The following is a 13654-nucleotide window of genomic DNA, read 5'->3' on the forward strand; positions in this document are numbered from 1 at the left end:
AAACAGGTCCGCGGCACAGTTTTGCCCATGGAATCCCGAACCGCATTGACGTTGAGCATCGGCGTCCTCGGTGGGCTGGCGGTGGTGGTCACCGCCGAGGTCATCACGGTGCCGATCTGGGTGGTGTTTCTGTCGTGGGCGTCGTTCTTCTTCGTCGGTGGCGCGGTCGCCGGCTGGGTGCGCTCACTGTCGTGCAACCTCGCGGGCGTGCTGATCGCCTCGGCCAGCCTGTACGCGGCCGAGCTGATGGGCGGGGGCCTGTGGGTCACGGCACTGGCGGTCGGTGTCGGCAGCGCGGTGATGGTGGCGGCGTCCCGGGTGCCGCTGCTGTCGACGACGCCGGCGGTGGTGGTCGGGTTCGCCGGCACGGTGTCGACGGTGGCCGGCACCGGCAACGCCATCACGGTGACCTCGGTGTCGCATCCGGGGCTCGTGGCCGCGACGGCGTGCGTGCTCGGCGCCTCGTTCGGGCTGCTCTCCGAATACGTGGCCAACGTGCTGACCCGTGAGGCCGCGACGGAAGGCAGCCCGGCGTGAAACTGCAGCACTATCTCGGGGGTCTGGAGGGCCTGCCCGAGCCGTTGCACTTCGAGAAGCGGGTGTTCGTCGAGGAGTGGGAGAAGCGGATCTTCGGCATCCACGTCGCGATGATGGGGTTGTCCAACCATCTGGGCTCGGCGCTGCCGCAGTACCCGATCGACGAGGTGCCGACCACGTTCAAGGACGAGTGGACCTGGGCCGACCTGCGCACGGGCGCAGAGGCGATGAACCCGTTCGACTACTTCAAGTTCCGTTATTACGAGAAGTGGCTGGGCGGGATCACGCAGTTCTTCATCGACCAGGGCTACGTCACCGACACCGAGTTGTCCTCGCGGCAGGAGGAGTTGGCCGCTTCGAAAGCCCCTCCGCCGCCGGAGCCGGCGCCGGCCGTCGACGCCCAGGTGATCGACTATCTGCGCAAGGGCGACAGCCCGCGCCGCGACGTCGCGCATCCGAAGTTCGGTGTCGGCGACCGGGTTCGGGTCACCAACGTGCCCGCGGCCGCACACACCCGGCTGCCCGGTTATCTCCGCAGCCGCGAAGGCACGATCGAGCGGGTCTTCGAGGGTGATTACGCGTATTTCGTGCACACCGGCGACGGGATCGGTGATCCGATGCCGATTTACATCGTCGCGTTTCCGCCCGAGGAGCTGTTCGGCGCACGCGCCGAAGACGGCCCGCTGACGATCTACGCCGAGCTGTTCGAGGCGTACCTGGAAGGAGTTCAATGACCGGCCAGTTCCAGTATCCCGACGACCGGGAATCCGCCAGCGCCGCCAAAGTCGCTGCGCTGGAGTCACTTCTGGTCGAGAAGGGGGTGATCACCAGCCAGACCGTCGACAAGGTGCTGTCCTATTTCGAGTCGGAGATGACGCCGCTGAACGGGCGCAAGATCGTGGTCAAGGCGTGGACGGACCCCGACTTCGCGGCCCGCGTGGTCGTCGACACGCCCGCGGCGATCGCCGAACTCGACCTGCCCGAGGGCATGGCGGGCGCCGAAGGCGAGCACCTGCAGGCCGTCGCGAACACCCCCGGGGTGCACAACCTGATCATCTGCACGCTGTGTTCGTGTTTTCCGTGGCCGGTGCTGGGCCTGCCGCCGTACTGGTACAAAGACCCGGTGTTCCGGTCGCGCGCCGCGCGTGAGCCGCGCACGGTGCTCAGCGAGATCGGCCTGGATCTGCCCGCCGACACCGAGATCAAGGTGTGGGACAGCAGCGGGCACTCCCGCTGGTTCGTCATCCCCGAACGCCCCGTCGGCACCGAGGATTTCACCGACGAGGAGTTGATGGAGTTGGTGACGACGGAGTCCATGATGGGCGTCGCGCTGGCGGGCAAGGCGTCATGATGCTGCACGAGACCTGCAGGACCGACCAGGCCGCACCGCAGTTCGACCACGAGTGGCAGCGCCGCGCGTTCGGGCTGGCGTTGGCGCTCTCGGAGTTTCGTCACTTCGACTGGAGCGACTTTCAGCAGAGCCTGATCGAGACGATCGGCCGATGGGAGAACACCCCGGAGGACGAACGGGACGATTGGGAGTATTACGACCACTGGGTCGCCGCGCTGGAGAAGGTGATCGACGACCACCAGCTGCTGACCGCGCCGGCCAGGGCCAACGGGGACGGCCATGGCTGAGGCGCGGGTGGCCACCGGTGTCGCCGGTCTGGCCGCGGCTGTCTGGCTGACCGGGACGACGTTCGTGGCGCTGGTGGTGCTCTACTTCGTCGGGTTCGATCAGGGTGCGACGTCGGTTTTCGGGTCCAGCACCGTCGTGCACGAATTCGTCCACGACGCACGGCATCTGCTGGGTTTCCCCTGCCACTAGCGGATCGCCAGCGCGTCCAATACGCGGCCGATCTCGGCCAGTGCCTGGCGGTGGGCGGCCCTCTGGTCGTCGGCGCGGGCGACGATCATCGCGGTCTCACAGAGCCCGCCGTAGAGAAAGTTGGCCAGCGGAGCGGTCGGGCGCCGCGCGATGCGGCCGGCGTCGATCGCGCCCGCGATGCCGCGTTCCATCATCTGCAGCAGCGGCGCTTCCAGGCGGCGCACCTGCTCCCAGCCGATGGCCGCGGGCGCGTCGAGCAGCATGATGCGTTGCAGCTCGGGGTCGAGGCACTCGTCGAGAAACGCGCGGCAGCCCGCGGCGAACGCGTCCCAGGGATCCTTCCTGCGGCCGTAGGCGGCGGCCACCGGCGCCATGATGCGCTCGACCTCACGGGCGAACACCGCCTCGAACAACTGCCGCTTGCCCTTGAAGTGGTGATACACCGCGCCTTTGGTCACCTCAGCGCGGGCGGCGACCGTGTCGAGCGACGTCGCGTCGTACCCGTCGCGGGCGAACAATGCGCGCGCCGCATCGAGAAGCGCCGCCGTGGTCGCCTCGGTGCGCTGCGCTTGGGTGCGTCGTGCCACGTTCGTCGCCACAGCATGACGATAGCCGGAGGTCACCTGGTGGTCGGCTCGGTCGGCTTCAAGGCGATCAGCGGCAGGGGCCGTTCGGTGAACCGGGGATAGTGCTCGGCCTGCGGATACATCTCGACGAACCGCCGCAGCAGCCGGTCACGTTCGGCACCCACCAGCTCGCGCGGCGCGACCGTGATGCGCTGGCCGCCGACGATCGCCTCGCCGACGCCCGCCGCCTGGAGGTTCAGCCACCACGCGGGCGTCCTACTGGCGCCGGCGTTGGCCGCCATCACCACCAGCGCGTCGCCGTCGCGCAGATAAAGCACCGGGGCGCTGCGCTTTTCGCCGCTACGACGGCCGACGGTCTCCAGCACCATCACCGGAGCGCCCGCGAACCACCGGGGCAGCAGGCGCCCGCCGCTGATCCGGTAGATCCAGGCGTGGATCCTCGACATTCTGCGCTGGGCACGCGGCCACCTGCGCACCACCCGATTCGACTGGCGGGCAAGGCGTTCATGGTTCGGCATGGTTGTCACAGCACCTGATAGACGCGGTAGTCGATGTGGTTGGGCGACAGGATGTTGTAGCCGACGGCCACGATTTCGTTCAGCCACGCGTAGCGTTCGTCGGCGGTCTGGAAACTCGGGGTGGTGCGCACGTAGGTCTCGTCGAACGCGAGCACCTCGCCCGCGGCCAGCCGGTCCATGCCGTCCGCCGGGATCTTGATGACCCCGCGGGCCTCGTAGTGGATCAGCGCGCCGTCATGGCTGCGCAGCGTCGCGCGCACGTCGACCTGACCGACGCCGTCGCTGCCCACCACCAGCCAGTCACCTCCGCCGGGCAGGATCTCGCCGCGCAGCTTGGGTCCGTCGAGCACACCGCCGGTGGTGACGAAGGTCAGCCGGGTGCCGATCGGTGTCGGGATCGCCTGGGCCGGCAGCAGATCGACCGCCATGTCGAAGAGGTGTTGCACCGGTAGCTCATCGACCATCGGCACCTGGTCGACGTGTGTCGTCGCGGTCATGACGTCGCCCCGCTCAGCGCGGCCCGCAGCTGCACCGGGTCGATGAACGTGTCCTTGCGGACGACCAGCCCGTCGGGTGACACGTTGACGACGTCGAGGCAGTCGAACCGGATGTCGCCGGAGATCAGCGCCCAGTCCAACACCCAGTGGTCTTGACCGTAGAGGACGCGGTAGACCTCGAACGAGAATCCCGGGAACTGTGTGAAGAGTTCGCCGATCGCCGCCCGCACATTGTCACGTCCGACCACGGGCTCGCCGCCCGTGTGCGTCCAGAACCGGGTGTCGGCGGAGTGCAGAGCGGCGATGGCGTCGGGATCACGTCCCGCCCATGCGTCGAAATAGCGCTCGGAGAGGGCTTTGAGATCCAGTTGTGTGCCGGCGGTTCGGGTCACGGGTGGGCTCCGTTCATGAGTTACATACCTTAGGTAGGTATTAACCTACCACGAGTATGTAATGCGGTGCCAGTCCGAACTAGATCACCGCCAGCGTCACCGCCGCCGCGGCGGCAAGGCACATCGAAGGTCCGTGCGGCACGGTCGATTCGCCACGGCGAACCAGCGCGACGATCGCCCAGCCGGCGGTCAGCAGCGGGGCCGCCAGTGCCGCCAGCAGCCATACGTCGACGCCGAACGCGCCGGTAAGCGCCCCGAGGCCGGCCGCGAGCTTCACATCCCCTGCGCCCATCGCCGTCGGGCGCAGCAGATGCACGGCCAGATACAGCGCGAACAGCGTGACGGCCCCCACCGCGGCCGGGGCGCCCCGTCCCGCCAGCGTCGCGCCCGCGAGAATCACCACCGCGCCCGGCACCGTCAACCAGTTCGGTAACCGGCGTTCGGTGAGATCGAAAACGCACAGCGCCGCCAGCCACGCCAGCGTCGCCGACCAAATCATCGCCCCCACTGTCGAAGGCTAACGGCTGGGCGGGGCCTCGCCGGTCACCGATTTCTGCGCCAGGGCTGCGGAACCGCGCGCACCACAGCCCAGGGGCAGAACTGGGCGCGAACAGCTACTGCTCGTCGAGCGCGGCCCGCATCGCTTCCTTGGGAGCGGGCAGCCCGGTGAACTGCTCGACCTGCGCGAACGCCTGATGCAGCAGCATCTCCAGACCGCTGATCACGCGGCCGCCCCGTGCGGCGACCGCGGCGGCCAGCGGCGTCGGCCACGGGTCGTAGATCGCGTCGAGCAGCACGGGTACGTCGGCGACCGAGTCCGCGAACCGCGCCGCGACGTCGGCGGGCAGGGTGTTGACCACCACGTCGACGTCGACCAGCGGCGTGCCCAGCGCGACCCACCGGACCTCGACGCCCAACCGGGCACCCAACTCGAGTAACGGGGCGGCCTTGTCCGGGTTGCGGGCCACGATCGTGATGTCCTGCACGCCAAGCTGACTGAGCCCCACGATGACGGCGGGGGCGGTGCCGCCCGAGCCCAGCACCGCCGCCTTACCGGACGCCTCCCCCAGCGCGCCGGCCACGCCGTCGACATCGGTGTTGTCGGCGCGCCAGCCGGCCGCCGTGCGCACCAGCGTGTTGGCCGAGCCGATGAGTTCGGCGCGTGGGGTGCGTTCGTCGGCGAACCGCAGCGCCGCGAACTTGCCCGGCATCGTCACCGACACCCCGACCCATTCCGGTCCGAAACCGCCGACCAGCGACGGCAGTTGCTCGGCGGTGCACTCGATGCGCTCATAGGTCCAGTCGTCCAGGCCCAGCGCGCGGTAGGCGGCCAGGTGCAGCTGCGGCGAGCGCGAATGCGCGATCGGTGACCCCAGCACCCCGGCTTTCCGGCGATTTGTGCGCGGTTTGTCGCGCTCGGCGCGCCTAGACGCACACAAATCACTCACCTCGCGGAGTCAAGGACGCCATTGCCCATCGCCAGTTGGATGTTCGCCAAATGCTGCTCGTAGTCGCGGGTGAACAGGGTGGTGCCCTGCATGTCGATGGTGACGAAGTACAACCAGTCCCCCGGCTCGGGTTTCTCGGCGGCGGTCAGCGCGGGCTGCCCCGGCGAGCAGATCGGGGTGGCCGGAAGACCGGGCCGCACATAGGTGTTCCAGTCGGTGAGCTGGGCGCGGTCGGCGTCCGTGGTGGCCACCTCGATGCGGTCGAGCGGGTAGTTCACCGTGGAGTCGAACTCCAGCGTCCGGTTCTCGGCCAGCCGGTTGTAGATGACCCGGGCCACCTTCGCGAAATCCTCCGGGGTGGCTTCGCGCTGCACCAACGACCCGACCGTCAGCACCTGGTACGGCGACAGGTTCATCGCCTGCGCGGTCTCCAACAGCCCGCCCTTGGCGTACTGGGTCGCACTCGCCGAGATCAGCGTCGACAGAATCTGTCCCGGTGACGCCGACGGGTCGATGTTCCACATCCCGGGCGCGATCAGCCCCTCCAGCCGACGGTGGTCCTGGCCCAGCGCCGTGACCGCGTCTCGAGCCCAGTCCGGCACAGCCAGCGCCGCGGGAGTGGCGGTGCTCGCGGTGTCCTTCAGATCCTCCGCGGACACACAGTGCTGTTCACCGTCGAGGTCCACGCACGTGGCGCGCGAGATCAGCGAGAGTATGCCGTCGGTGACGGCGTTGGTCTTGACGTCGCGCACGTCGTCGAGCTGCCGTCCCTCCGGGATCACCAGCTTGCCCACCCGGTTGTGCGGATCGGTAAGCCGCTCAACGGCATTGGATGCCGGTATCTCGGTACGCACCTTGTAGAACCCGGGCTGGATCGACGAGATCGCGGGGTTACCCTCGGCGGCGCTGACGAACGCCCCGACCGTCGCGACGACGCGATGCTCATGCAGCGTCTGACCGATCGCGGTGGTGGAGTCACCGTCGTGTACCTGGATGACCACGTCGTTGACGCCTTCGCCGGCGTAGTCGTTGGCGGTGCCGAACATGGTGTGCCACAGCTTCGATCCCAGAAACACCGCCGCCACGGCGATCACGATCAGCGTGGCCAGCGTCAAGACGCCGACGATCCGACGCCGACGGCGGTTGCGCGCCTCTCGGATCCGCTGGGCGCGGGTCATCGTGCGCCTGGGCGGACCGACGGCGACGGGCTCTGCGCGTTCGCGACCCCATTGGTCAGTCATCCCCGACCTCTCCGTGCGCGGCCATCGCAGTGCGGCGCTGATCCAACCAGTTCTGCAGAATCCCCACCGCGGCCGCCTGATCGATCACCGAGCGCTGCCCTTTGGCGCGGACCCCGGCTTCGCGCAGCGACCGCTGCGCCACAACCGTGGTGAGCCGTTCGTCGGCCAACCGCACCGGTGTCGGCGCGATCCGGCGGGCCAACGCGTCGGCCACCGCGATCGCATCCTGCGCCGAGGCACCCGACCGGTCCGCGAGCGTGCGCGGCAGTCCCACCACCACCTCGACCACGCCAAGTTCATCGACCAGCGCGGCCAGCCGTCGGATATGACGGTCGGTGCGGTCACGGCGGACGGTCTCCAGCGGAGTGGCGAGGATGCCGTCGGGGTCGCTGGCCGCCACGCCGATCCGCACACTGCCCACGTCGACGCCGAGCCGTCGTCCCCGGCCCGGGTCCGGAGGATCAAGCGAAGGTCCGGGTCGATCGGGCACGCGGTCGGTATGGGCCACGAGGTCAGCTCCGGTCGATCTCTGCGCGCAGCGCGGCCAACGCCGCGTCGATACCCGCCGCCCCCCTGCCGGCACCCTGCGCCAGATCGGCCTTGCCGCCCCCACGGCCATTGACGGGCCCAGCCAGCGTCTTCACCAGGTCGTTGGCCCGAAGGCCGAGATCCTGCGCCGCCTGGTTGACCGCCACCACGAACGGGACGGTGTCGTTGTCGCCCTCGGCGATCAATGCGACGACCGCGGGGTCGCTGCCCAGCTTGCCGCGGATGTCGCCGACCAGGGTGCGCAAATCTGCGGGCGACGTCCCGGCGGCCATCCGTTGCGCCACCACTCGGACCTTACCGATAAGTTCCGCGCCCGCGGCGGCATTGGCGGCGGCGGCCTTGGCGTTGGCCAGCCGCATCCGCTCGAGTTCCTTCTCGGCCGTCCGCAGCCGCTCCACCAGGTTGGCCACCCGCTCGGGCACCTCCTCGGACGGCACCTTCAGCGTCGACGCCAGGCTCGCCATCAACGCACGCTCCTTGGCCAGATGGCGGTAGGAGTCGAGGCCGACGTATGCCTCCACCCGGCGCACGCCCGATCCCACCGACGACTCACCCAAGATCGTCACCGGGCCGATCTGCGCCGAGCGGCGCACGTGCGTGCCGCCGCACAGCTCCAGCGAGAAGGGTCCGCCGATCTCGACCACGCGGACCTCGTCGGGATAGGACTCGCCGAACAGCGCCATCGCACCCATCGCCTTGGCCGTCTCCAGTTCGGTGGTGAACGAGTGCACCTCGTAGTCGGCCTCGACGGCCTGGTTGGTCACTTCCTCGATCTGGTTGCGCTGATGCTCGGTGAGCGCGCCCTGCCAGTTGAAGTCGAAGCGAAGGTAGCCGGGCCGGTTCAGCGAGCCGGCCTGAACGGCGTTGGGGCCCAGCACTTCCCGCAATGCCGCGTGCACCATGTGGGTTCCCGAGTGGCCCTGGGTGGCGCCGTGCCGCCACCGCGGGTCGACCGCGGCGACGACGGTGTCGCCCTCGACGAACTCGCCGGACTCGACCTTGACGCGGTGCGTCCACAGCGTCTTGGCGATCTTCTGCACGTCGGTGACGGCGGCCTTGGCCGAGACCGACGCGCCGGTGCCGGTGATGCTGCCCTCGTCGGCGATCTGGCCGCCCGACTCGGCGTAAAACGGTGTGCGGTCGAGAATCAGCTCGACGTTGTCGGACGCGGCAGAGGTTTCCTGGTTGACGACCGGAACACGCCGGCCGTCGACGAAGATGCCGAGAATCCTTGCCTCCGAGGTCAACTCGTCGAATCCGGTGAACTCGGTGGGCCCGGTGTCGACCAGTTCGCGGTACGCCGTCAGGTCCATGTGGGCTTGCTTGCGCGCCGCCGCGTCGGCCTTGGCGCGCGCCCGCTGCTCGGCCATCAGGCCACGGAAACCCTCCTCGTCGACGGACAGCCCTGCCTCGGCGGCCATCTCGAGGGTCAGTTCCAGAGGGAAGCCGTAGGTGTCGTGCAGCGTGAACGCGTCCTCACCCGACAGCACCGTCGCACCCGAGGCCTTGGTCGCGCTGGCGGCCTCCTCGAACAACCGCGACCCCGAGGCAAGCGTGCGGTTGAACGCGGTCTCCTCGGCCACCGCGATGCGCTGGATCCGCTCGAAGTCGCTGACCAGCTCCGGATACGACGGGCCCATGGTGTCGCGCACCGTGGCCATCAGGTCGCCGACGATCGGGTCGTCGACGCCCAGCAGCTTGGCCGAGCGGATGATGCGCCGCAGCAACCGCCGCAACACGTAACCGCGGCCGTCGTTGCCCGGGCTCACGCCGTCGCCGATGATGATGGCCGCCGTGCGGCTGTGGTCGGCGATGATCCGGTAGCGCACGTCGTCGTCGTGCCTGCCCTGCCCGTATCCGCGCGGCGCCCGTGCGGCCACCGTGTCGATCACCGGGCGCAGCAGGTCGGTCTCGTAGACGTTGTCGACCCCCTGCAGCAGACACGCCACCCGTTCCACGCCCATACCGGTGTCGATGTTCTTGCGCGGCAGCGGGCCGAGGATCTCGAAATCCTCCTTGGAGGTGCCCTCGCCGCGGACGTTCTGCATGAACACGAGATTCCAGATCTCGATGTAGCGGTCCTCATTGGCCACCGGGCCGCCCTCGACGCCGTATTCCGGGCCGCGGTCGTAGTAGATCTCCGAGGACGGTCCGCACGGTCCGGGAATGCCCATCGACCAGTAGTTGTCGGCCATCCCGCGACGCTGGATCCGCTCGGCGGGCAGGCCCGCGATCTCCTGCCACAACGCGAAGGCCTCGTCGTCGTCGAGGTAGACCGTGGCCCACAGCCGCTCGGGGTCCAAGCCGTAGCCGCCCTGGTCGACCGGGTTGGTCAGTAGCGTCCAGGCGTATTCGATCGCGCCCTCTTTGAAGTAGTCGCCGAACGAGAAATTGCCCGCCATCTGAAAGAACGTGTTGTGGCGGGTGGTGACGCCCACCTCGTCGATGTCGGGCGTGCGGATGCATTTCTGCACGCTGACGGCCCGCTTCCACGGCGGCGTGCGTTGGCCGAGGAAATACGGCACGAACTGCACCATTCCGGCGTTGACGAACAGCAGGTTGGGGTCGTCGAGGATCACCGAGGCGCTGGGCACCTCGACGTGGCCCGCTTTCACGAAATGATCGAGGAAACGCTTCCTGATCTCGTGTGTCTGCACGTTGCTACTGTCCTCGCCGTCGTGTGTGGTTCTGCAGTTACCTGCGACTATTCGACCGCACTACAGTACCGGTCGCGGTTGGCGGTCTTGAAAGGTCAACGAACCGGCGCGGCGGCGAGTGCCGCGTCAGGACGTGACGAAGCTCAACCGCACCGACCGGCGCGGGTTGTCCCGATTCAGGTCCACCAGCACGACGCTCTGCCACGTTCCGAGCAGCGGGGTGCCGTCCTGCACCGGCAGCGTGACCGACGGCGAGATCAGGGCGGGCAGCACGTGGTCGGCGCCGTGGCCGGGGGAACCGTGGGCGTGCCGGTAGCGGTCGTCGCGCGGGAGCAGTCGTTCCAGCGCGTCGACGAGGTCGTCGTCGGAACCCGACCCGGTTTCGATGATCGCCAGGCCCGCGGTGGCGTGCGGCACGAACACGTTGCACAGGCCGTCGCCGCGGCCGCGGCAGAAGTCACGCACCGCGTCGGTGAGGTCGACGGTGCGGTCGCGGGTGGTGTCGATGGTCAGCACGTCGGAGTCCACGGCATCGAGCCTACGAGCCTCCGGGTTGGTGCTTTTTCGCCCAAAGGGACAAACGGGCGGGAAAGTGCGAGGGGATCACCAAGAGGTCGATCTCGGCGGGGTTCGGTTGACGCCCGCGTTTATTCGTGGGGTGCGTGGGTATTGCACTTGCAACCAGACTTTTGGAGTAGACATGACCATCACCAGCATCATCACTGCAATTCTCATCGGCATCGTCGTCGGCGTGCTCGGGCGCCTGGTACTGCCCGGCCGTCAGCCGATCGGGTTCCTGGTCACCATTCTGGTCGGGATCGTCTCGGCGTTCATCGGCACCGCACTGGCCAGGGCGCTCGGCATTCCGACGGCGACCGCCGGCATCGACTGGTTGGAACTGCTCGTCCAGGTGATCGTCGCCGCGATCGGCGTGGCGTTGGTGGCCGCGCTGATGGGTCGCCGGCGCACCGGCATGATGGGCACTCGCCGCGGCATGCTGCGGTAGCCGCGGGGGTTGGGGTACCCAACGTTGCCGTCGGGGTCGGTGAACCGGTAGAGCGCGTCCCCCCAGCGCGTCCGCCGGTCCAGTGCCGCCCCGGCGGCAACCCCATGCCGCTACAGGTTCTTCAGCAGCTCATCGAGTTTCTCGTAGCCCTCGGCCATACCGCCCTCCATTCCCGAGGACAGCAGGGCGTCGCGGGACTCGACGCTCGGGCAGATCGACCGGCCCCGGAGCCGACTGCGGCCCTCGCCCAGGTCCTCGAACCACAGGTACTCGATGTTGACCATGTCGGGGGCGCCGTCGAATTCGAAGGTCTGCAGGATGAACTCGTTGTCGCGGACGGTGTGGAACGTCCCGTTGAACTCGTACTCGCCGTGCTCGTCGCTGTGCCGGTAGCGGTAACCGCCATGGCTGGTGAAGTTCCATTCGGTGATGTCCATCTTCAGCCTGTGCGGACCGAGCCACTGCTTGACTAGTTCGGGTTCGGCGTGCGCGCGGTACAGCGCGGCCACCGGAGCGTCGAAGTCCCTGGTGAACTCCATGGCCAAGGTGTCCACGGGAGCGTTGAGGTTCAGTGCGTTGGTCATCGGGATTTCCTTTCCTCGTCGGTTATCGACGCCAGCAGGGTGTCCAGCCGGCGGTAGCTGCGTTCGGCGTCGAGCCGGTAGCGGTCGATCCACGCGGTCAGCCGTTCCAGCGCGGCGGCATCCAGGTGCACCGGCCGTCGCTGCGCTTCGCGCGTCCTGGTGACCAGGCCCGCCTGCTCGAGGACCTGAATGTGTTTGGACACCGCTTGTTTCGTGATGTCGAACGGCGCGGCCAGCTCGTTGACCGTGGCCGGCCCGCGTGACAGCCGCGCCACGATGGCGCGCCGCACCGGGTCGGCCAGCGCGAGGAACGCGCGGTCCAACTGAATGTCGTCATCGCCTTCGCCCGCCACTAGTCAACCATATCATTGATCAACTGATTTGTTGAATACGATTTCGCCGAAAGGGACAAACGGGCGGAAAAGTGCGCGTGAAATCCACCAAAACGTCGATTTCGGCGGCGGGACGGGCGCGGGTGAGTCAGCGGTTGCGCCGGATGATGGCGCGCAGCTTGCTCAGTCGGGTGGCGATCTCACGTTCGGCGCCGCGGTTGGTCGGCCGGTAATAGTCGACACCGACCAGCTCGTTGGGCGGATACTGTTGGGGCACAACGCCATCGGGGTCGTCGTGGCTGTACTTGTAGCCGATCGCGTTGCCCAGCTTCTCCGCGCCCGAATAGTGCCCGTCGCGCAGATGAGCGGGCACCAACCCCGCCTTCCCCGCGCGGATGTCGCTCATCGCCGCGCCCAGCGCGGTGGTGACCGCGTTGGATTTCGGCGCGGTCGCCAGGTGCACGGTGGCGTGGGCCAAGGTCAGCTGCGCCTCCGGCATCCCGATCAGCTGCACCGTCTGCGCAGCGGCCACGGCGGTCTGCAGCGCGGTGGGATCGGCCATGCCGATGTCCTCACTCGCCAGGATCATCAACCGCCGGGCGACAAAACGCGGGTCCTCACCGGCGACCAGCATCCGCGCCAGATAGTGCAACGCCGCGTCGACGTCGGAGCCGCGGACCGACTTGATGAACGCGCTGACCACGTCGTAGTGCTGGTCGCCGTCGCGGTCGTAGCGCACCGCGGCCTGATCCAGCGACTGCTCGATGGCCTCGACCGTCACCTCCTCCCCCGCCTCCGCGGCGACCTCGAGCGCGGTCAACGCGCGTCGCGCATCACCGGCCGACAGCTGCACCAGCAGCTCGACGGCGTCGTCGGTGACCGCGACCTTGCCGCCCAGCCCGCGCGGATCGGTGATGGCGCGACGCACCACGGTGCGCACCGCCTCGGCGTCCAGCGGCTGCAACTGCAGGATCAGCGACCGCGACAGCAGCGGCGCGACCACCGAGAACGACGGGTTCTCCGTGGTGGCGGCCACCAGCAGCACCACGCGGTTCTCCACGGCCGACAACAACCCGTCCTGCTGGGTCTTGGAGAACCGGTGCACCTCGTCGATGAACAGCACGGTCTGTTCGCCATGGGCGGCCGCGCGGCGCGCGACGTCGATCACGGCGCGAACCTCCTTGACACCGGAGGACAGCGCCGACAACGCCTCGAAGCGGCGGCCCGTCGCCCCCGAGATCAGCGCGGCCAGCGTCGTCTTTCCGGTGCCCGGCGGGCCGTACAGGATCACCGAGGCGGCGCCGGAGCCCTCGGCGAGCCGGCGCAGCGGCGAACCGGCTTGCAGCAGGTGGTCCTGGCCGACCACCTCATCGAGCGTTGCGGGGCGCATGCGCACCGCCAATGGCGTCGACGCCCCGACCGGCCCGCCCGCGGTTACGCTCGGCTCACCGGGAACGTCGAACAGACCGTCGGACACG

Annotated in this window: 19 protein-coding genes; 6 read left to right on the top strand and 13 right to left on the bottom strand. The window is 68.5% G+C overall.

All coding sequences use genetic code 11. The annotated features are described in order from the left end of the window. Positions 1-27 precede the first annotated feature (27 nt). The 5 genes from MELE44368_RS26215 to MELE44368_RS26235 are packed head-to-tail and all read left to right on the top strand — an operon-like array spanning position 28 to position 2365. On the top strand, positions 28-537 hold the full coding sequence (locus tag MELE44368_RS26215; RefSeq protein WP_128111132.1) for a DUF1097 domain-containing protein: 510 nt from the start codon (positions 28-30) through the stop codon (positions 535-537). Further along, complete coding sequence (gene nthB, locus MELE44368_RS26220; protein WP_128111133.1) at positions 534-1271, top strand: nitrile hydratase subunit beta; 738 nt, start codon at positions 534-536, stop codon at positions 1269-1271. The genes MELE44368_RS26215 and nthB overlap by 4 nt, the downstream gene beginning before the upstream one ends. Then, a complete protein-coding gene (nthA, locus tag MELE44368_RS26225; RefSeq protein ID WP_128111134.1) occupies positions 1268-1888 on the top strand; it encodes a nitrile hydratase subunit alpha in 621 nt (206 codons plus the stop codon). Before nthB ends, nthA begins: the two co-directional genes overlap by 4 nt. Next, positions 1885-2175, top strand: coding sequence for a nitrile hydratase accessory protein (locus tag MELE44368_RS26230; RefSeq protein ID WP_128111135.1), 291 nt, complete (start codon positions 1885-1887; stop codon positions 2173-2175). Before nthA ends, MELE44368_RS26230 begins: the two co-directional genes overlap by 4 nt. Further along, positions 2168-2365 carry a CbtB domain-containing protein gene (locus MELE44368_RS26235; protein WP_128111136.1) on the top strand — a complete coding sequence of 66 codons (198 nt, stop codon included), beginning with the start codon at positions 2168-2170 and terminating at the stop codon, positions 2363-2365. Before MELE44368_RS26230 ends, MELE44368_RS26235 begins: the two co-directional genes overlap by 8 nt. Here the strand turns inward: MELE44368_RS26235 and MELE44368_RS26240 are convergent. From MELE44368_RS26240 to MELE44368_RS26285, 10 genes are all read right to left on the bottom strand, one after another. Then, positions 2362-2964: a TetR/AcrR family transcriptional regulator gene (locus MELE44368_RS26240; protein ID WP_128111137.1), complete on the bottom strand. Its 603-nt coding sequence runs from the start codon at positions 2962-2964 to the stop codon at positions 2362-2364. The genes MELE44368_RS26235 and MELE44368_RS26240 overlap by 4 nt on opposite strands. Positions 2965-2984: 20 nt before the next feature. After that, on the bottom strand, positions 2985-3470 hold the full coding sequence (locus tag MELE44368_RS26245; protein WP_128111138.1) for a nitroreductase/quinone reductase family protein: 486 nt from the start codon (positions 3468-3470) through the stop codon (positions 2985-2987). 5 nt (positions 3471-3475) lie between these two features. After that, the gene (locus tag MELE44368_RS26250; RefSeq protein WP_128111139.1) at positions 3476-3967 is read right to left on the bottom strand and encodes a DUF3237 domain-containing protein; all 492 of its coding nucleotides are present in this window, start codon (positions 3965-3967) and stop codon (positions 3476-3478) included. Next, positions 3964-4359, bottom strand: coding sequence for a nuclear transport factor 2 family protein (locus tag MELE44368_RS26255; RefSeq protein WP_206613870.1), 396 nt, complete (start codon positions 4357-4359; stop codon positions 3964-3966). Before MELE44368_RS26255 ends, MELE44368_RS26250 begins: the two co-directional genes overlap by 4 nt. 79 nt (positions 4360-4438) lie before the next feature. Then, positions 4439-4858: a prepilin peptidase gene (locus tag MELE44368_RS26260; RefSeq protein WP_128111194.1), complete on the bottom strand. Its 420-nt coding sequence runs from the start codon at positions 4856-4858 to the stop codon at positions 4439-4441. Between the two features lie 115 nt (positions 4859-4973). Continuing rightward, positions 4974-5798, bottom strand: coding sequence for a shikimate dehydrogenase (locus MELE44368_RS26265; protein ID WP_128111195.1), 825 nt, complete (start codon positions 5796-5798; stop codon positions 4974-4976). A gap of 5 nt (positions 5799-5803) precedes the next feature. Then, on the bottom strand, positions 5804-7048 hold the full coding sequence (locus MELE44368_RS26270; protein ID WP_128111140.1) for an endolytic transglycosylase MltG: 1245 nt from the start codon (positions 7046-7048) through the stop codon (positions 5804-5806). Then, the gene (ruvX, locus tag MELE44368_RS26275; protein WP_241566780.1) at positions 7041-7556 is read right to left on the bottom strand and encodes a Holliday junction resolvase RuvX; all 516 of its coding nucleotides are present in this window, start codon (positions 7554-7556) and stop codon (positions 7041-7043) included. The genes MELE44368_RS26270 and ruvX overlap by 8 nt, the downstream gene beginning before the upstream one ends. Before the next feature lie 4 nt (positions 7557-7560). Next, entirely contained in the window at positions 7561-10254 is a 2694-nt protein-coding gene (gene alaS / locus MELE44368_RS26280) for an alanine--tRNA ligase (RefSeq protein WP_128111142.1), read from the bottom strand. Positions 10255-10380: 126 nt separating this feature from the next. After that, positions 10381-10782: a secondary thiamine-phosphate synthase enzyme YjbQ gene (locus tag MELE44368_RS26285; RefSeq protein ID WP_128111143.1), complete on the bottom strand. Its 402-nt coding sequence runs from the start codon at positions 10780-10782 to the stop codon at positions 10381-10383. 172 nt (positions 10783-10954) lie between these two features. On the opposite strand from MELE44368_RS26285, the gene MELE44368_RS26290 reads away from it, so the two are divergent. Beyond that, complete coding sequence (locus MELE44368_RS26290; protein ID WP_128111144.1) at positions 10955-11260, top strand: GlsB/YeaQ/YmgE family stress response membrane protein; 306 nt, start codon at positions 10955-10957, stop codon at positions 11258-11260. A 110-nt stretch (positions 11261-11370) separates the two neighbouring features. On the opposite strand, the gene MELE44368_RS26295 is transcribed toward MELE44368_RS26290, so the two are convergent. The 3 genes from MELE44368_RS26295 to MELE44368_RS26305 all read right to left on the bottom strand — a co-directional run bounded on the left by MELE44368_RS26295 (position 11371) and on the right by MELE44368_RS26305 (position 13653). Then, the gene (locus tag MELE44368_RS26295) at positions 11371-11844 is read right to left on the bottom strand and encodes an SRPBCC family protein (RefSeq protein WP_128111145.1); all 474 of its coding nucleotides are present in this window, start codon (positions 11842-11844) and stop codon (positions 11371-11373) included. Continuing rightward, positions 11841-12197, bottom strand: coding sequence for an ArsR/SmtB family transcription factor (locus MELE44368_RS26300; protein WP_128111146.1), 357 nt, complete (start codon positions 12195-12197; stop codon positions 11841-11843). Before MELE44368_RS26300 ends, MELE44368_RS26295 begins: the two co-directional genes overlap by 4 nt. Before the next feature lie 127 nt (positions 12198-12324). Beyond that, complete coding sequence (locus MELE44368_RS26305) at positions 12325-13653, bottom strand: replication-associated recombination protein A (protein WP_128111147.1); 1329 nt, start codon at positions 13651-13653, stop codon at positions 12325-12327. Between the last annotated feature and the right edge of the window lies 1 nt (position 13654).

The organism is Mycolicibacterium elephantis DSM 44368, from assembly GCF_004014805.1.
GTDB classification, from domain to species: Bacteria; Actinomycetota; Actinomycetes; order Mycobacteriales; family Mycobacteriaceae; genus Mycobacterium; species Mycobacterium elephantis.